Consider the following 17,376-nt stretch of genomic DNA (forward strand, 5'->3'; position numbering starts at 1 on the left):
AAGGTACAAGGTGGGTGTAGTCGGTGCGGGCAGCGCCAAGGGGTGGAGACTGGCTAGCGGCCTTGGGCGAGGAAGATCACGTCCACGATATCGCCGGGGCGAATCTCAGTAACATCCTCTGGAATGCGGATGATGGCGTTTGCTTCGCTGAGTCCTGCCAGCAGGTGGGCGGGTGCACCGCCAGCGCCGGCGAGGCCTTCCACCAGATAATCCTGGGTGTGGGCATCGCGCATCAGTCGGGCGCGCACGAAACCGCGGCGGCCTGGCCGCGAGTCCACGTGGTTGAGGGCACGGGCACGTACGAAGCGGCGCTGGGTGCTACTCTTACCGAGGCTGCGGCGAATCCACGGGCGCATGAAGGTTTCGAAAATAACCAGCGAGCTCACCGGATTCGAGGGAGTGAGGAACACTGGGATGCGCTCCTCCCCCAGTACCCCGAAACCTTGAACCGAGCCAGGGTGCATGGCCACGCGGGTGGTATCGATATCACCGAGTTCGCGCAGTACATCTTGAATGGTGCGCGAGCTTGCACCACCCACGGCACCGGAGATCACGATCGCCTCCGATCGCAGCATCTGGCCTTCGATGATCTCCCGCAATCGGCGCGGTTCACCAGCGGCGATACCCACTCGGTGCACCTCGGCACCGGCTTCTTTCACCGCGGCAGCGAGGGCATAAGAGTTGATGTCATAGACCTGCCCCAATCCTGGTTCGCGGTCGATGTCCACCAATTCGGCGCCGACGGAGATCACGGACACTCGCGGTCGCGGATACACCAGCACCTTCGATCGCCCCACCGCGGCCAAGAGACCAATCTGGGCGGGTGCGAGCGTGACCCCAGGGGCTACGGCCACGTCACCGGGCTGGATGTCTTGGCCCACCCCGCGCACAAATTCCCCCGATCGCACGGGTCTGGTGGCCACGACGCGCTTGGATCCCCGATCGGACCATTCGAGCGGCAAGACGGCGTCGGCAAGCGTGGGCAGCGGTGCACCGGTGTGCACGCGCACCGCCTGCTTCGGCTGCAGCCGCAACGGGCGCTGTGATCCTGCGGGCACCTCGCCCACCACGGGCATGGAAGTTTCCACCACGGGTTCCGGGCCGAGTTCCGGCTCATCCTCCGCGGCGCTGCGGGCGGGCCGGTTGGACAGTCCTCGCTCCCCACCCACGTCCACTGCACGCACCGCGTAGCCGTCGATGGCGGCCTGCGGAAAACCGGGCAGCGGCTTGGTGGCTTTGATCTCCTCTGCGCACATCATGCCGAGGGCTTCCGCGATGGCGATACGCACCGGCTCTGGGGTGGCCGCAAGCGTGGTTATTAGCTCGAGCTGTTTCTCAACGGATCTCACAAGCTCACTAACTCCTTCAACATCGCGTGTGCGGCCGGGGCGGGCGGACACACTCGGCCCGCTGTGTAAAGAATTATTCTAGCCGCGTCGCTTCTTAGATTCCCGCTCCGCCAGCATCTCCTTGATTGCGCGCTTCAAACCCGGCCCGTACTCGGGGTGATCCAGACCGAAGTCCACGCAGGCACGAATGAAGCCACCCGGGTTGCCGAGATCGTGGCGCTTGCCATCGTGGATCACGATGTGGACAGGGTGGCCCTCCTCGATGAGCAGCTCGATGGCGTCGGTGAGCTGCAATTCCCCACCCTTACCGGGGGTGATGCGGCGCAGCGCATCAAAGATGGAGCGATCGAGCAGGTAGCGGCCAGTGGCCACGAAGTTCGACGGGGCCTCATCCGCGTCGGGCTTTTCCACCATGCCCACCACCTTGCGCACGGTGTCCTCGCCGCATTCTTCCACATCGAAGACGCCATAGTTCGACACCTCATCGTGGGGCACCTCGAAGGCGCACAGCACCGAGCCGCCCTTCTCGGCGCGGAGGCGAGCCATCTCGTCCATCACGCCCATCGGCATCACGATGTCATCGGGCAGCATCACTGCCACCACGTCTTCATCATCATCAAGCACTGCCTCGGCCAAGCCCACCGCGTGGCCCAAGCCCAGTGGCTGGTCCTGTTTCACGGGGACGGCGTCGATAAGCTTCTCGGCGCGCTCAACCTTGCGCAACTGATCCAGCTTGCCGCGCTCGCGCAGCGTGTTCACCAATTCTGGATAGGCCTCGAAGTGGGCGAGCACATCGGACTTCTGCGGCGCAGTGATAATGGCCAATCGGGAAGCACCAAGCTGGGCTGCCTCCTCGGCGATCAATTCGATACCGGGAGTGTCCACCACCGGCAGCAATTCCTTCGGCACTCGTTTCGTGGCGGGCAGGAAGCGGGTACCTAAACCTGCGGCCGGCACAACCACCGTTTTAACAGAGTTTTTGTGATTCTCGATTGGCTCGGTCATAGCTGTTAAGCCTACCTACCTCCCACCCATTTCCGTGCTACGACTCTCGCTAAGCTGCCCGCTTCCCTATGCTCTAGGTCATGACAGCAGAGCCCCGTGCAGACGATGCAGTTGTGCACAAATCCCGTATTCGTCGCGAAATGACCTCCCGCCGTCAGGCGCTCAGCGCAAGCCAACGGGCCGAGGCCAATGACGCCATCGGTGCCCATGTGGCCAATCTCATGGCCTCTATCGGGGCCCGGCGCGCCGCCGCTTATGTTCCGCTCGCCAACGAACCTGGCGGCGAGGCACTGATCCCTCTTCTGGACTCCTGGCTCGACGAGCTCTACCTCCCGATCTCTGGCCCCCAGGGGCAGCTCGGCTGGGCGCAGTTCACCGGTTTCGACAACACCGAGCCCGGCCCTTACTCCATTCCCGAGCCGACCGGGCCGCGCACAGATAACAGCCTGCTGCAGCAGCTTGACCTCATCGTGGTGCCGGCGCTGGCCGCCACTCCGTGCGGGTTCCGTTTGGGCAAAGGCGGCGGCTACTACGATCGCGCTCTCGCCCAGCGCCAACCGGGGCGCCCACTCGCCGCTGTTGTGCTTTTCGACGACAACCTGGTAGACCACCTGCCCATCGAGGATCACGACGCCCCAGTGGACATCATCATCACCCCCTCGGCAGTGCGCAGCGTGGAATAAGCCTTCACCTCCTCAGCCGGCTGCTTAGACGGGCTGCCGCATGGGCGGGTCGCTGCTTGTGCAGGGAACCGCATGGGCCGTAGCGCCGTCTAAACAGGGTATGAGCCCCTCTGCAGACTCTCGCTTGCGATCTTTAAGACACGTCCTTCTCACGCCCAGCTATCACCGGGCACGCCTCGTGCGCTGGTGTATCGCCGGGCTGTGCCTGGTGATTGCGGCCATCTCCGCACTCTCGCCGCTGCGCACCAGCGATCCCACGGCCGTCATCCTCAGCCGTGATGTGGCTGCGGGTGCAGAGATCTCCGCCGCTGATCTGAGCGTGGTGAGGGTTCCTGAGCGGCTGCGCCCCACCGAGGCCTTCGGCAGCATCGATGACGCAGCTGGCCGCGTGGCGGCCTCGGCTCTGCGATCGGGAGAGATCCTGCATTCTGGGCGCGTGCTCGGACCGGAGCTGACCGCGCAGCTCGCCGGTGATGCACCCGCCATCCCCGAGGCCACGATGGTGCCGATCACAGTGGCCGATCCCGCGGTGTCGGGGCTTCTCCAGCATGGGGATGCCATCAGCATTCTCACCTGGGCGGACAATCGCGAGGAAGCAGTGACTATCGTCCCACACGCACGGGTGGCTTTAGCCCAGCACCCAGCAGACAGTGATGTGCAGCCCGGTACGATTTTGGTGGTGCTCCCCCAACCAGAGGCGCACACCGTGGCCGCAGCTGCGCTGCACGGCCCGCTCACCGTGGTCATCACCGGCGCCCGCGCAGGTGGGAACCACATCACGGGGCAAGGAGAACTCCACTAGCACCCCGTGCGAGAAGACGGATGAGAGCGATCACTTCTCAGTGCCGTGCACACTGAGTACCCAGCCTGCCCACTGTGCCTGCTCCCACGCATTAGCGCCTAGGAGATGGGATCTAAATCCGTCATAGCTGCCATCGAATATATGCCTTAGACTCATCGAATGGGCGCTTTTATGCTGACATTCATGCGCCTTCCCCATCACTCCACGCCAGCACCCGCCATAGCTATTCCCGATTACGCCCAGCCGTGGCGCGGAGGAAACGGGCACATCGGAGTATTGCTGATCCATGGCTTCACTGGCTCTCCGTGGCCGATGAAACCCTGGGCGCACTACCTGGCAGACGCAGGATATCGGGTGTCTGTTCCCCTTCTTCCCGGCCACGGAAGAACCTGGACACACCTGAACCACACCACGTGGCAGCAGTGGTACGCGCAAGCGGAAGAGGAGTTTCTTTGGCTCCGTTCCCGCTGCGACACCGTCTTTGTTGCCGGCTTGTCCATGGGCGGTGCCCTCGCTGTGCGGCTCGCCGAAACTTATGGTGAAGACGTTGCGGGACTCATGCTGGTCAACCCCGCACTAACAGCGCCGCGCCGGCGTGCTTTCACAATCCGGGCGGCAGCACTGGTGGCTCACTCCGCCCCAGCGCTAGGCGACGATATCCGCCTGCCAGGCCAGACCGACCACTCCTATCCGCGAACCCCACTGCATGCCGCAGTGTCCATGCTCGAGCTCTGGAAGATAGTTACCGCCGATCTGCCGCGAGTGCACCAGCCCCTCCTTATCTTTCACTCAGCCCACGACCGTGTCATCGACAACAGCTCACTGATACTGCTCACCGAACGCACACATAGCTGCCATTCGCGCACAGTGCAGCTGCCGCACTCCGGCCACGTAGCAACGCTCGATTATGATGCGCAGCGTATTCACACAGAGTCAGTCCGGTTCATCAAACAGCTCTGCTCCTAGCCACTCTCAGCCCACCGACACACTCTGCTCGCACCGCTGAAACGACCCTGCACCGGCGCGTTTACTGAAACCCTTGTACGCTCCTAGCCAGTCGTTATACCGGCTACTCCCCTTGTGCGAGGGCTCGATTCCACGAGGGTTTATCGAAGCGGCGTATGCCTTCGGGGGCGTGTCCTGCCACTGCCGCAGTGTGGCCGCCTACGCTTAAGTAGGATCTCCGGTTTTAACCAAATACCTATCGATTGAGGTAGGATGAGAGTTTCACCATCGCGGCATGATCGATCTCAAGGCCAGTTTCTTTCTACTACGGCCGGTCGATTCTCACTTTTCGCCGAGATTTTCTTCCCAGTGCCGCCACAGGCTCTAAGCAGCATCGCCCTCGGGCGCTCAGGCGGTTGCCTCGATCTTCACTTCAATTTTTAGGACACTTTTTATGCTCAAGGGTTTTCGCGACTTCATCGTGCGCGGCAATGTTATCGACCTAGCTGTAGCCGTGGTGATTGGCTCTGCCTTCACCGCAGTGGTCACCGCTTTTTCCAGTAACATCATCGAACCAGTACTGGCTTTGTTCGGTTCCACCGAGGTGGAAGGCCTAGCGTTCCAGCTTGCCGCCGACAAGCCCGGCTCAGTTGTGAACGTGGGCGCGCTTATCACCGCCGCACTGAACTTCGTCATCATGGCCGCAGTGGTCTACTTCCTCTTCGTGGCGCCGATGAACAAGTTCCGCGCCCTGCAGGCAGCCCGCAAGGGTGTGGAGGAGGACGAGGAAACCCCGGCCTCCGTCGAAGCAGAGCTGCTCAGCGAAATCCGGGACCTGCTCAAGGCCCAAGCCGCTGGCACCTCCACCGCACAGTCGCCTGAGATTAACGAGGCGCTGAGTTCGCTCGAGCAGTCGAACACTCAGCACAAGAGCTAAGGTGCTCTCAACCCGCCTGGCATAGCCGAGGTGTGGCCATACGTACGCCGCCGCAGCAACCACCATGATGGTGTGTGCTGCGGCGGCGTTAGTATGCGGTCTGTCAGTGGTGGGCAGGCACTAGGCGCCTAGTCGCCATAGTGTGGAGGGCGGTTATGCGTCCAATACTCGGCGCTGAGCTGCCCGTGGTCATCGATGGGGGCAACCTCTTCCACCGCGCCATCGCTGTCGAGATCCACGGTGCGATTGCGATCATCGCGGGGGTTGGTGGCGCCGGTAATGCGCCGATAGAAATCGAGCGAATCCACACTGCGATCAATATTGACAGCGTCGGAGGGGCGATGTGCCCGGCGGCGCCGGCGCGGACGAGGGGTGGGTTCGGCTGTCACTAGTCTTCCAAGCTCCAGCGCTGCAGCTGCTCGATCACGTGATCCACCAGCGGAAGAAGGGTGGCCATGCCATCGCGGATCGCCGCCCGCGAGGGGGCAATGTTGACCACCACGGTCGAGCCTGACACCCCGGCCACGCCGCGGGAGACACACGCATCCACCGCACCGCAAGCCAGCCCTGAAGAACGAAGGGCTTGGGTGACGCCGTTGAGTTTGAGATCCAGAACCGCCTCGGTGGCCTCCGGGGCTTTATCGCGCGGGCCCACCCCGGTGCCACCGATGGTGATGACGAGGTCGGCGCCGCCCACCACAGCCGTTTCGATAGCGGTGCGGATCTCGGATTCATCCGAGCGCACCGACACCACCGCGTCCACCGCGTAGTTGCCCTCTTCGAGCAGCTCGGTCACGAGACGATCGGTGTCTTTGCCGCTGGCAATCACGTGATCGGTCACCAGCACCACAAGTGCATGGTGCACGGTGTGCAGGCCGGCCTCCTCCTCCAGCTCGGAAGCCTGCAAAAATTCTGCCGATGGTTCCTCGATGTCGGCGAGGCGTTGCGCAGCCCGGTCAGCTGCGGAGTTGAAATTATCGTCAACCATGTCGACCTTTTCTGATCGCGGAATCTACGAGTGCTGGATATCAATCTACTCGTTCGGCAGCGTAACCTCGACCGTTCGCGGATTCTCGCCATTGTCGTCGACAATCTCCAAGGAGATCGTCGCACCAAACTCCTGCGAGCGCACCGCCGTGATCAGCGCATCGGCACTGTCGATGGAACGGTCATTGACCCGCGAAATGATATCGCCGGCCTTCACTCCAGCCTGCTCGGCGGGGCTGCCCGGCTCCACGGAGGCCACCACGGCACCATAGGGCGAGCCATTCGCAGCAACCCTTGCACCAATAATCGGCTGCTTCACCTCGCCGGTCTTGACCAGCTGATCGGCCAAACGACGGGCCTGGTTGGACGGGATAGCGAAGCCGACACCAATGGATCCCGCTGTGTCGCTTCCGCCCGCAGAAGTCGTTGCGATCACGGAGTTCATGCCCACTAGGTTGCCTTGCATATCCACCAAGGGCCCACCCGAGTTACCGGGGTTGATGGCCGCATCGGTTTGGATGGCGTCGATCAGCGATGACTCGTTGGCGCTATGGCCAGCCGCACGGATCGGGCGATTGAGCGCGGAGACAATACCGCTGGTCACCGTCGCCTCGAGGCCGAGCGGCGAGCCAACGGCCACCACGTTCTGCCCCACCTTGAGATCGTCCGAGTTACCAAAGGTCATTACAGTCAGGTCGTGGGCGTCGCGCAGCTTGATTACTGCAACATCGGTGTCGGAGTCGCCGGCCACAAAATCCGCCCGGTAGTGCTTGCCATCGTGCATCGTCACCACAATCGGTGATTTCTCGCTGCCGGCAACAACATGGTTGTTGGTCAGAATCAGGCCATCATCTGAAATCACGGAGCCGGAGCCTTCGGCCCGTTCGGTGGCGATGGAGACCACAGCCGGCAGCACCCGGCTGGCCACGTCTTCCACGCTGCCTTCCTCGGCATCGCCCGTGCGATCCACAGGCTGCTCGGCTAGGGCGTTCACGTGATCCGAGCGTGGGCTGCTCGCCGAACCGGAGTTAGCGACCACAAGGCCGGTGATACTTCCGGCGGCAACAGCGCCCACCAGCATCATCGCCATGGCGGTAACGAATCCGACTTGGCGTTTCGGCTTCTCATGCTGCGGGGCGTGCCCAGCCACGGAGCCCGCCTCGGCTGCACCGGGCTGCGGCTGCGGAGGTTGCTGCTGGTTGCCGGCCGCAGGATTATTCCACATCGCACCGGATGCCTGCTGCGGCTGCGGTTGCTGCGGACCGAGGTGGGGTTGCGGCTGCGGCTGCGATTGTGGTTGCTGCGGACCGGGCTGCGGCTGAGCAGGCTGCTGGCTGGGCCCAACGTTAGGGCCGAACTCCTGGGTGGGCTGGTTCTGCCAGCGGTCATAAGGATTAGCGCTGGGGGTGTGCCAGCCAGATTGAGCACCGCTCTGAGCGGCGCTGGAATCGCCGGTTGGCTGCCCGTTATTCTGGCCCCAGGAGGGGTTCTCGGAGGGGCGGTAGGTGTTGTTATCGTCGTTCATGAGTCCTCATTATTCACCACGATTGTTCAGAATGACTGGCGAGGAATATCGCACTCACTGGCAGTTTTCTGTCAATTTCCTTGGAGCCTAGGTTCCTAGTTCTCACGGTTACGTTCCCACAGCGCGCCAAAGATCTCCTCGCGGGATCCCTGCTGCGGAAATTCCTTCACAGGCTTCTCGCGCTTTTCGACGTCGCCCTCAGCCACCTCAACCTCTTCTTCTTCGGCCTCCGGATTGCTGGGCTCGCCCGGAAGTACCACGCGCATCAATGCGCCACCGTCGTCCGATTCTTCGGCCACAATGGTGCCGGCGTGGCGTTCGATCACCTGCTTCACGATCGCCAATCCCAGCCCAGAGCCTGGCATGGAGCGCGACTGCACGGAGCGGTAGAAGCGTTGGAATACCTTCTCGCGATCCTCCACCGGGATACCGGGGCCGGAATCGGCGAAGGTGAGCTCCACTAGCCCGTCACGTACCGGCGTCATGGCGATGCGCACCACCCCATCGGATGGCGACCACTTGGCCGCATTGTCCATGAGGTTCAAAGTGGCGCGCCCTAAGGCGAAGGGATCACCATAGAGGTACCAGTCGGTGGTCTGCATATCGAATTCCACATCGGGGCGGCGGCGTTCCACCCTGGCTAAGGATTCCTCCATCACCTCGGCAAGATCCACTAGCTCCACCACCTGCTGCGGGCCGTCCTCGCGGGCGAGATCCACGAGATCGCCGATGAGGGTAGACATCTCTTCGATCTGGGCCACCACGTCGCGCTCGAGGTCATTGCGATCCTCCTCGCTAATGGCGGCACCATTGCTGCGGGTAACCATCATCAGCAGCTCGATATTGGTCCGAAGGGAGGTCAACGGGGTCTTCAACTCGTGGCCGGCATCGGCCACGAGTTCTGCTTGGCGTACGCGCGAGGCCTGCAAGGCCGCGAGCATGTCATTGAAGGAACGGGTCAGCTGCGCCAGCTCATCATCACCGACCACCGGAATAGGCCGCAGATCATCAGTGCGGGTCACATAGTCCACCGCCTGCTGCAGCCTTCCTACGGGGCGAAGCCCCGTGCGGGCGATCACCATGCCGGTGGCAATCGCGATGAGTACGCCCACCCCGCCGATGGTTAAAAGCATCAGCCCGAGGCTGGTGATTATGCGGTGGGTGTTTTCCAGATCCTGGGCCAGAATCACCGTGGCGCCATAGTCATTGCGTACTGCCACCACGCGCTCATCGCCGTTATTGCGTCGACTCAACTGCTGGGTGCCATTGACCACCCGAATCTCGTCGAATAGCTGGATTTGATCGCCCACCCCTGAGTGTGAGCCGGGCGGAAAATAGGCCACCCGCATCGAGGGGTTGTAGTTTTTAAACCGCGCGATTTCCGCCTCAGGGTTGTAGATAAATACCGGATCGAGGCTTTTCGAAAGCAGCGTTTCCGCTTTACTTTCAAGCTCGCGATCCACCGAATTCGTCATCGCGGTAGAGACCGTCCAGTAGGCGGCGATGGTCATGATTCCTACAGCGACGGCCACCATGAAGGCCGCCACCATAGACAAACGCCACCGCAGCGGGGAGCGATTCCACCCGCCGAGGCGCCTATCCATTTCAGCATGAGTGCCCGAGTCGGCGATGTCACCGTCCTCGGGCACGCACGTCGACTGCCGCAAAATCACGGTGCAGTCTCACGCAGCACGTAGCCGACACCCCTCACCGTGTGGATCAGGCGCGGCTCGCCATCGGCCTCAGTCTTTCGACGCAGATAGCCGATATAGACTTCCAGCGCGTTGCCGGAGGTGGGGAAATCATAGCCCCACACCTCTTCGAAGATTGCGGAGCGGCTGAGCACATGCGTCGCACGCGACAGCAGCAGCTCCAGCAGCGCAAACTCGGTGCGGGTCAGGCTGATCTGGCGCTGGCCGCGGAAGACGTCACGGGTTTCGGGGTTGAGGCGCAGGTCGGAGTAGACCAAGTCTGCGGTGGTTTCCGGACCGATGGCCTCAGCTGCGGCACGACGCAGCAGCGAACGCACACGCGCCAGAAGTTCCTCCAGAGCGAAAGGCTTGGGCAGGTAGTCGTCAGCGCCGGCATCCAGCCCGGCTACGCGATCCGACACCCCGTCGCGGGCGGTGAGCACCAAGATGGGGCGATCATCGCCGCGGCTACGCAACGTGCGGCAGACCTCGAGGCCGTCGACGCGCGGCATCATCACATCCAAGATCAGCAAGTCCGGCTGCTCCTGCTCGGTGAGGTCCAGAGCATCTTGGCCGTCCTCACCCATGACTACGTCATAGCCATTGAAAGTCAGGGAGCGGCGCAGTGACTCGCGTACCGCTTGTTCGTCATCAACTACCAGAATTTTCATGAACTCTATTGTGCCCTATGTGGCCTCAAAGATACCCACTAAAGCGCCAAACTTATCCTCTTTACAGAAAGCTTTGTAGCCGCTGCCAGAAAACCCACAGCTTCGCTGTGACCTGCCTCGCGGGCAGGCTGAAAGATAGGGCTAAGACACCTAGGCCGAACGCCATCCAGCGCCGCCGATGCAGCGGATTCTACAACAAGAAAACCCACCGCCGATGCTGCCATGAGGCGGCTAATCGGCGGTGGATACAACAACACTCCCCTCGCTCCCGCCACATGCGGCGGGATCGAGAGGAGTGGAGTAACGCTTATGGTGTTATGCGCGCTTAGAACTGCTCGAGGTCCACCAAGCCGAGCTTGGCAGCCTTCACCAGACGCTTCGGAATGCGGTAGGTCTGACCGTCGATCTTGACTTCCTGGAGTGCCACGTTGTTGGCCTTCCACTGAGAGCGACGGGAATGAGTGTTGGCACGCGACATACGACGCTTCGGTACTGCCATGATGTATTCCCTCCTTTAGGCCTTCTTGTTGCGGCGAACTCGGTTGCCGTAACGACGTTGGAACTTTTCGACTCGACCAGCGGTGTCCATGACACGCTGTGCGCCGGTCCAGAACGGGTGCGACTCGCTGGTGACGTCGACGACGATGAGCGGGTACTCGTTGCCGTCCTCCCACTCGACGGTGCGGGAGCTACCGGCGGTGGAGCGGGTCAGGAACTTGTGGCCCGTACCAGCATCCTGGAAAACTACCCAGTGGTAGTCAGGGTGGATGTCCTTCTTCATATACTTTCGATTCCCTCAGGGTTGAACTTCAGGTCGGTCGCGCGCAACGTGGCGGCCACTCGAGGCCGCAGGTGGCACCTTCCGATCAGCTCGAAAAACGGTTACCACCCTTATGGCGCGCGTCGTGCCTGAGTTGGGTTTCTTTAGGTGTGCAGTTCTGCGCCTCAGCACCCATCCCCACAGCAAGCGGGGTGAGCACCTATAGAAGAGAGCGCGGCTTGGCTCATCACTGGCCCCGATGTCGCGCGCAGCAGACATGGGTGTGCGCGATGGCACTCGAAATATCCTACACACTGGCATTGTTCCTGCAAAACTCCCCCGAGCACCTCCTTTCCACCCCTGCCCCACTGCGGGCGGGGAAAATGTGGCTGCAGGTGGCGTCGACAAGCATCGAGCGGGGCTGTAAATATAGGAGCTAGCTGCACGCGGGACGTGCCACATCCACCACACCCACCACAGCTGTGGGTAGCACGCGGGCAAATGAGCAAGCGATTAGGGATTTCACGCGAAAACATGTATTGTTATCGCTTGCTGTTGTCGAAGTATTCGTTTACGCCCCGTCGACGTGGCTGCGAGCCGCGCCCCGATGCCTTTTTTATTTTTAAGGCTTTGTGCGAGCAGCGGCTCCAGGAGAGTCAGACGTGGGCGGCTAGGAGAAGGAAACCCATGTCGGCTATTTGCCAGGTAACGGGACGCAAGCCGAGTTTCGGCAAGTCCGTCTCGCACTCGCACCGACGCACTAACCGCCGTTGGAGCCCCAACGTGCAGCGTCGTCGTTTCTACGCCCCTTCTTTGGGTCGTAGCGTAACTCTGAACGTGTCCGCCAAGGGCCTTAAGGTCATCGACCGCGATGGAATCGACGCTGTTGTTGCTCGTCTCATCGCACGTGGGGAGAAGATCTAACTATGGCACGTAATGACATCCGTCCGATCATCAAGCTGAAGTCCACCGCGGGCACCGGCTACACCTACGTGACTCGGAAGAACAAGCGCAACAACCCCGATCGCATCACGCTGAAGAAGTACGATCCGATCGCCCGCAAGCACGTCGAATTCCGCGAGGAGCGATAATCTATGGCTAAGAAGTCTAAGATCGCCAAGAACGAGCAGCGCAAGGAAATCGTCGCCCGCTATGCGGAGCGCCGCGCTGAGCTCAAGGCCATCATCAAGAACCCGAACACCTCTGACGAGGACCGCATGGAGGCACAGTACGAGCTGAACCGTCAGCCCCGCGACGCCTCCCCGGTCCGCGTGCGTAACCGCGACGCCCACGATGGTCGTCCCCGCGGCTACCTCCGCAAGTTCGGCCTGTCCCGTGTCCGCGTTCGCGGCATGGCTCACCGCGGTGAGCTGCCGGGCGTCCGTAAGTCCAGCTGGTAATTAGGGAGTTTCAATGAAGCGTAATTTTAAGAAGGCGCGGATGGAACAGTCCCGCCGCCCCAAGAAGAACCCTCTGAAGGCTCTGGGTATCGAGAAGGTTGACTACAAGGAAGTTAACACTCTCCGTACCTTCATCTCTGACCGCGGCAAGATCCGTTCCCGCCGCGTCACCGGGCTCACCCCGCAGCAGCAGCGCCAGGTCGCTACTGCTGTGAAGAACGCCCGCGAGATGGCCCTCCTGCCGTTCACCAGCCGCTAAGTCGACTGGGACGCACTCTAATCGCTTACGCGATGACAGCGCACTGTTGCCGCTGGCATTCGTGACACGGCAAGAGTTCAAGCAGTACAAGGCGCATATCCCCCAGCTCGGGAGGTATGCGCCTTTCGCTTGCGCTTAAGCTTGGTAGTCTTTTGCTAACCACCCCAGATTTGCTCACCGTCCGCCTCGCGCAAGAAAGCCCACCTGTGCCCACTTCACTGCATCCCTCTCTCCGCCAACTGCTGGAGCAAGCACCCCAATGCCCGAGCCTCGCTATGGCTCGCGACATTCTCGAGGAATCACATATTCTGTTGCGTAATGCCATCTCCCACGAGGACAAGGTGGATGCTTGGTCGTTGACCCGCTGGTTTTCTGATGTGGTCCAGGCCGTGCTGCACTCCCCCGCCGTCTCTGATCTGTGCGGCGGCGCCACCATTGTGGTTACCGGCGCCTTCGGCCGCGGCCATGGCCTGCCCACCTCTGGCGTGCAGTGGCTCAGCGTGCTCCGCGAGGGGCGCAGCAGTGACGACGCCGCGCTGAAGCAATTCTGCGAATCGGCAGGGCTTACCGTGCACCCCACCCCAGACTGGTTCACTCCCGCCGATAAGCAGCAGTGGCGCCGCCGCATCCACCAGTCCGTGGAACAAGGCGATGGCGAAGCTATGGGGCTTTTTGCCGACGCCGGCACCTGGGTGGCCGCTGAGCTGGCTGCTGCCGTCTCTAGTGACGCGGAGCTCAGCACCCCGCTGCTCACCCACGCCGCTGAGGTGCGACCCCCCGCGATTGAGGTAATCGATGGTCTGCCTAAGCGGGACCGGGTGGTGGATATGCACGCCGAATTGGTGGTGCCGCTCGCTAAGCTCGCCCGCTGGGCCTCTATCCGCGCCGGAAATACCGTGACTGAAACCGATCGGCGTATCGCGGCCGGCGAGGTGGCGGGCGTGCTCAGCCACCACGAGGCGGCCTATGCCCGCGAGGCGTGGACGGCGGCGATCACCCTGCAATTGCACCGTTGGGCCGATCGCGCCGGGGGGCATGTGATGCGTTGGGATCTGCTACCGCAGCTGGATCGCTCCGCTTTTGGGGCGGCATCACGGTTGCTATCGGATGTCTTCGCGGCCGTGGAGGCTCGCTATAATCAGGCGAAAAGCGTCGAGGAGGGAAAATAATGGCCGGAGCAGTGGGACGCCCCCGCAAAAATAGCGATCGTCGGCGCGGCAAGAACGCCCGGGAGGAGATCCTCGACGCCGCCGCTGAGTTGTTCACCACCAAAGGTTTCGCCACCACCTCCACCCACGAGATTGCGGATGCGGTGGGGATGCGCCAGGCAAGCTTGTATTACCACTTCCCTTCGAAGTCGGACATCTTTCTCACCCTGCTGAAGTCCACGGTGGAGCCCTCGATGGTGGTGGCCGCCGAACTCGGGGCCTCCGATATCACCCCCGAGATGCGGCTGTGGGCCCAGGTGGCTGCCGAGACGCGGCACTTGCTCTCCACCCGCTGGAATGTGGGCAAGCTGTACCAGCTGCCGATGGCCGCCTCGGAAGAGTTCGCGGAGTTCCACCGCCAGCGCGGGGACCTCTCCCACATCTTCCGAGACTTGGCCGCAGAGATTGTGGGCCCCGATGATCCCCGCACCTTCCTGCCGCGGCATATCGCCCAGTCGGTGGTGGACATGCGACCCAATGACGGCACGATCCCCTTCCCTCTTGCGATCGACAGTCTGCCCGAGCCTACGGTGATACTGGCCGATGCGGCTCTCGCGGTGCTCAACGCCGAGCTCCCCGAGCGGCGGGAAGAAACCGCCCTCGAGCTGATCACTAAGGTACAGACCAGCTAGAAGGCGCTAGCCGCGGCGGCCGGCTTCCGCCCGTTCGAGCAGCCGGTGGGCGAGGGCGATCAGCGGGGTATCCACCATTTCTCCATCGAGCCGGAACGCTCCTGGGTGTTGCTGGCTTTCTGCGGCGATGCGCCGCGCCCACTCCAGTTGCTCCTCGCTGGGATTAAACGCCCGGCGCACGGTGTCTACTTGACTGGGGTGAATGCAGGGATAGGCGGCAAAGCCCATGCGCGCCGAATCGAGGGCCTCTAGATACAACCCGTCGAGATCGGTGAAGTCCTGATATACCGCATCGATGGCAAACTTTCCGGCAGCCGCGGCGTGGATCAGCGTCTGGGTGCGTAGGAACTCCACCGGCGCCCGGTAGCGGCCAGGCTGAGGCTCATCGGCCTGCTGGCGAGAGCTCGCCCCGTTGAGGGCGAGGGTGAAATCATCCGCTCCCCAATACAGGCCCACTACCCGCTCATCGCGGGCAATCTCGGCGATATGCGACACCGCCTGCGGATGCTCGATAATCGGCACAATATCGAGCCCCTCGAGCAGTGGGGTGTCCGGAAGCGGCTCGGTGAGTTTCGGGATGATCACCGAGCGGTACTCGGTCTCGGCGACGAGGCGTAGATCCTCCTCGTGGTGCTCATCGTGCGGGCCGACGACGCGGACAAAGGTGCGGGCGGGATCCAGTCGCGCTTCCCGGATGGTGGCATAGGCGGTGTCCCTGTCCACTGATCCTGCGCCATCCTCCAAATCTAGGATCACCATGTCCGCCCGGGCGGCGGCCTTGGGGATGATCTCTGGGCGATTGACGGGGGCAAATAGCAGCGCAGGCCCTGCAAGGTGGAAAGTGCTCATGCCAGATAAGTCTAGCCGTGACTGTCCACCCCGCAGGGCCTTAAAGCCGCACGCACCGCGCGGTGCGCGAGGATGTTAATGCGCGAAGTGGCGGGCACCGGAGAAGTACATCGTCACCCCAGCCTTGGTGGCGGCCTCGATCACTTCATCATCGCGAATGGAGCCACCGGGCTGCACCACGGCGCGCACCCCGGCCTTGGCCAGAACCTCGAAGCCATCGGCGAAGGGGAAGAACGCATCAGAGGCGGCAACTGCACCGCGGGCGCGCTCCTCATCGCCGGCCAGAGTATTGGCGCGCTCGACGGCGAGCTTGGCCGCATCCACGCGGTTGACCTGCCCCATACCGACACCCACGGTGGCCCCGCCCTGGGCGAGCAGGATGGCATTGGACTTGGTGGCGCGCACCGAGCGCCACGCAAACTCGAGATCCGCCAAGGTGTCCTGGTCCACTGCCTCGCCGGCGGCGAGGGTCCACCCGCTGGCGGTATCGCCCTCGGCGTGGAGGCGATCACGCTCTTGCACCAGCAGCCCGCCGGAGATCTCGCGGGTTTCATAGCGCTGCTGCTCAGGTGCCGGGCAGAGCAGAATGCGGATGTTCTTCTTCTGCTGCAGGACCTCTACGGCGCCGTCCTCATAGCCCGGCGCGATGATCGCCTCGGTGAAAATCCCAGAGACTGTCTCAGCCATCTCCTTCGACACCGGGCGGTTGGCGGCGATGATGCCTCCGAAGGCAGACATCGGATCGCAGGCGTGGGCCCGGCGATGCGCCTCAGCGATAGACTCCTCCGACACGGCGATGCCGCAGGGATTCGCGTGCTTGATGATGGCCACGCAGGGACGCTCGTGGTCCCAGGCGGCACGCCAGGCGGCGTCGCCATCGGTGTAGTTGTTGTAGCTCATCTGCTTGCCGTGCAGCTGGGTGGCCCGGGCCAGCCCGTCCTGCTCGGCGTCATTGAGATAAAGCGCCGCTGCCTGATGCGGGTTTTCGCCGTAGCGCAGGGTCTCCTGCAGCGAGTAGCTGGCACCGCGCCAGGCGGGGAATGCGTTCTCGGCACCATTGTGCTCCTGCAGCTGCTCGCCCATCCAGGTCGCCACGGCCACGTCGTAGGCGGCAGTGTGCCTAAAGGCCTCGGCGGCGAGCTCGGTGCGCTCGGCCCGGCTGAACCCGCCGTTGTTCAGTGCCTGGGAGATGGCGTCGTAATGCGCAGGCGAGGTCACAACCGCCACGGAGGGGTGGTTCTTGGCTGCCGCGCGCACCATCGAGGGGCCGCCGATGTCGATCTGCTCCACGCAGGCGTCGAAATCCGCCCCGGATGCCAAGGTCTCGCGGAAGGGGTACAGGTTCACCACAACCAGCTGGAAAGCCTCCACGCCCAGCTCCTCGAGCTGGCTGAGGTGGTCGTCCTTGCGGGTATCGGCGAGGATGCCTGCGTGCACCTTCGGGTGCAGAGTCTTCACTCGGCCCTCGAGGCACTCGGGGAATCCGGTGATGGCCTCCACGGGGGTCACGGGCACCCCGGCATCTTCGATGCGGGCAGCGGTGGAACCGGTGGAGACGATGTCCACGCCGGCCTCGTGCAGATCACGCGCGAGAGACTCCAACCCAGTCTTGTCGTACACGCTGATCAAAGCGCGCTTAATGGTCTTGCGATCCTCGCTCATATGAGCTCGTT

General features: G+C 62.6%; 21 protein-coding genes. 10 read left to right on the forward strand and 11 right to left on the reverse strand.

Translation table 11 applies throughout. From position 1 onward, the window contains the following. Positions 1 to 53 precede the first annotated feature (53 nt). Positions 54 to 1,349, reverse strand: coding sequence for a molybdotransferase-like divisome protein Glp (gene glp / locus CCICO_RS08055; protein ID WP_018019276.1), 1,296 nt, complete (start codon positions 1,347 to 1,349; stop codon positions 54 to 56). A 78-nt stretch (positions 1,350 to 1,427) separates the two neighbouring features. Then, complete coding sequence (locus tag CCICO_RS08060) at positions 1,428 to 2,354, reverse strand: UTP--glucose-1-phosphate uridylyltransferase (RefSeq protein ID WP_018019277.1); 927 nt, start codon at positions 2,352 to 2,354, stop codon at positions 1,428 to 1,430. A gap of 80 nt (positions 2,355 to 2,434) precedes the next feature. Between CCICO_RS08060 and CCICO_RS08065 the strand changes: the two genes are divergently transcribed. From CCICO_RS08065 to mscL, 4 genes are all read left to right on the forward strand, one after another. Then, complete coding sequence (locus CCICO_RS08065) at positions 2,435 to 3,037, forward strand: 5-formyltetrahydrofolate cyclo-ligase (RefSeq protein ID WP_018019278.1); 603 nt, start codon at positions 2,435 to 2,437, stop codon at positions 3,035 to 3,037. A gap of 124 nt (positions 3,038 to 3,161) precedes the next feature. Beyond that, positions 3,162 to 3,839 (forward strand): SAF domain-containing protein, encoded by a 678-nt coding sequence (locus CCICO_RS08070; protein WP_301354505.1) that lies wholly within the window; start codon positions 3,162 to 3,164, stop codon positions 3,837 to 3,839. Between the two features lie 183 nt (positions 3,840 to 4,022). Further along, complete coding sequence (locus CCICO_RS08075) at positions 4,023 to 4,805, forward strand: alpha/beta hydrolase (RefSeq protein WP_051067242.1); 783 nt, start codon at positions 4,023 to 4,025, stop codon at positions 4,803 to 4,805. Between the two features lie 433 nt (positions 4,806 to 5,238). Continuing rightward, entirely contained in the window at positions 5,239 to 5,721 is a 483-nt protein-coding gene (mscL, locus tag CCICO_RS08080) for a large conductance mechanosensitive channel protein MscL (RefSeq protein WP_018019281.1), read from the forward strand. Between the two features lie 128 nt (positions 5,722 to 5,849). Here the strand turns inward: mscL and CCICO_RS08085 are convergent, their stop codons facing one another. The 7 genes from CCICO_RS08085 to CCICO_RS08115 all read right to left on the reverse strand — a co-directional run bounded on the left by CCICO_RS08085 (position 5,850) and on the right by CCICO_RS08115 (position 11,376). Next, positions 5,850 to 6,110: a hypothetical protein gene (locus tag CCICO_RS08085; protein ID WP_018019282.1), complete on the reverse strand. Its 261-nt coding sequence runs from the start codon at positions 6,108 to 6,110 to the stop codon at positions 5,850 to 5,852. Further along, positions 6,110 to 6,709 (reverse strand): MogA/MoaB family molybdenum cofactor biosynthesis protein, encoded by a 600-nt coding sequence (locus tag CCICO_RS08090; protein ID WP_018019283.1) that lies wholly within the window; start codon positions 6,707 to 6,709, stop codon positions 6,110 to 6,112. Before CCICO_RS08090 ends, CCICO_RS08085 begins: the two co-directional genes overlap by 1 nt. A gap of 45 nt (positions 6,710 to 6,754) precedes the next feature. Beyond that, complete coding sequence (locus CCICO_RS08095) at positions 6,755 to 8,233, reverse strand: S1C family serine protease (RefSeq protein WP_018019284.1); 1,479 nt, start codon at positions 8,231 to 8,233, stop codon at positions 6,755 to 6,757. 95 nt (positions 8,234 to 8,328) lie between these two features. Beyond that, positions 8,329 to 9,906, reverse strand: coding sequence for a HAMP domain-containing sensor histidine kinase (locus CCICO_RS08100; protein WP_051067238.1), 1,578 nt, complete (start codon positions 9,904 to 9,906; stop codon positions 8,329 to 8,331). Then, entirely contained in the window at positions 9,903 to 10,595 is a 693-nt protein-coding gene (locus CCICO_RS08105; protein ID WP_018019286.1) for a response regulator transcription factor, read from the reverse strand. The genes CCICO_RS08100 and CCICO_RS08105 overlap by 4 nt, the downstream gene beginning before the upstream one ends. Before the next feature lie 325 nt (positions 10,596 to 10,920). Further along, the gene (rpmF, locus tag CCICO_RS08110; RefSeq protein ID WP_026161375.1) at positions 10,921 to 11,094 is read right to left on the reverse strand and encodes a 50S ribosomal protein L32; all 174 of its coding nucleotides are present in this window, start codon (positions 11,092 to 11,094) and stop codon (positions 10,921 to 10,923) included. Between the two features lie 15 nt (positions 11,095 to 11,109). Next, on the reverse strand, positions 11,110 to 11,376 hold the full coding sequence (locus tag CCICO_RS08115) for a type B 50S ribosomal protein L31 (protein WP_018019288.1): 267 nt from the start codon (positions 11,374 to 11,376) through the stop codon (positions 11,110 to 11,112). Positions 11,377 to 12,042: 666 nt separating this feature from the next. Here CCICO_RS08115 and rpmB point away from each other — a divergent pair. From rpmB to CCICO_RS08145, 6 genes are all read left to right on the forward strand, one after another. Continuing rightward, the gene (gene rpmB / locus CCICO_RS08120; protein WP_040357474.1) at positions 12,043 to 12,279 is read left to right on the forward strand and encodes a 50S ribosomal protein L28; all 237 of its coding nucleotides are present in this window, start codon (positions 12,043 to 12,045) and stop codon (positions 12,277 to 12,279) included. A 2-nt stretch (positions 12,280 to 12,281) separates the two neighbouring features. Further along, entirely contained in the window at positions 12,282 to 12,446 is a 165-nt protein-coding gene (gene rpmG, locus CCICO_RS08125) for a 50S ribosomal protein L33 (protein WP_018019289.1), read from the forward strand. Positions 12,447 to 12,449: 3 nt separating this feature from the next. Then, complete coding sequence (gene rpsN / locus CCICO_RS08130) at positions 12,450 to 12,755, forward strand: 30S ribosomal protein S14 (RefSeq protein WP_018019290.1); 306 nt, start codon at positions 12,450 to 12,452, stop codon at positions 12,753 to 12,755. Between the two features lie 13 nt (positions 12,756 to 12,768). Further along, complete coding sequence (gene rpsR, locus CCICO_RS08135) at positions 12,769 to 13,014, forward strand: 30S ribosomal protein S18 (RefSeq protein ID WP_026161376.1); 246 nt, start codon at positions 12,769 to 12,771, stop codon at positions 13,012 to 13,014. A gap of 206 nt (positions 13,015 to 13,220) precedes the next feature. Further along, positions 13,221 to 14,183, forward strand: coding sequence for a putative nucleotidyltransferase substrate binding domain-containing protein (locus CCICO_RS08140; RefSeq protein WP_018019292.1), 963 nt, complete (start codon positions 13,221 to 13,223; stop codon positions 14,181 to 14,183). Then, positions 14,183 to 14,854, forward strand: a complete 672-nt coding sequence (locus CCICO_RS08145) for a TetR/AcrR family transcriptional regulator (protein WP_018019293.1) — start codon at positions 14,183 to 14,185, stop codon at positions 14,852 to 14,854. Before CCICO_RS08140 ends, CCICO_RS08145 begins: the two co-directional genes overlap by 1 nt. Positions 14,855 to 14,860: 6 nt before the next feature. Here the strand turns inward: CCICO_RS08145 and CCICO_RS08150 are convergent, their stop codons facing one another. Beyond that, on the reverse strand, positions 14,861 to 15,703 hold the full coding sequence (locus CCICO_RS08150) for an HpcH/HpaI aldolase/citrate lyase family protein (protein WP_018019294.1): 843 nt from the start codon (positions 15,701 to 15,703) through the stop codon (positions 14,861 to 14,863). A 75-nt stretch (positions 15,704 to 15,778) separates the two neighbouring features. Further along, on the reverse strand, positions 15,779 to 17,365 hold the full coding sequence (gene purH, locus CCICO_RS08155) for a bifunctional phosphoribosylaminoimidazolecarboxamide formyltransferase/IMP cyclohydrolase (RefSeq protein ID WP_018019295.1): 1,587 nt from the start codon (positions 17,363 to 17,365) through the stop codon (positions 15,779 to 15,781). Positions 17,366 to 17,376 lie beyond the last annotated feature (11 nt).

It is taken from the genome of Corynebacterium ciconiae DSM 44920 (assembly GCF_030440575.1).
Taxonomy (GTDB): Bacteria; Actinomycetota; Actinomycetes; order Mycobacteriales; family Mycobacteriaceae; genus Corynebacterium; species Corynebacterium ciconiae.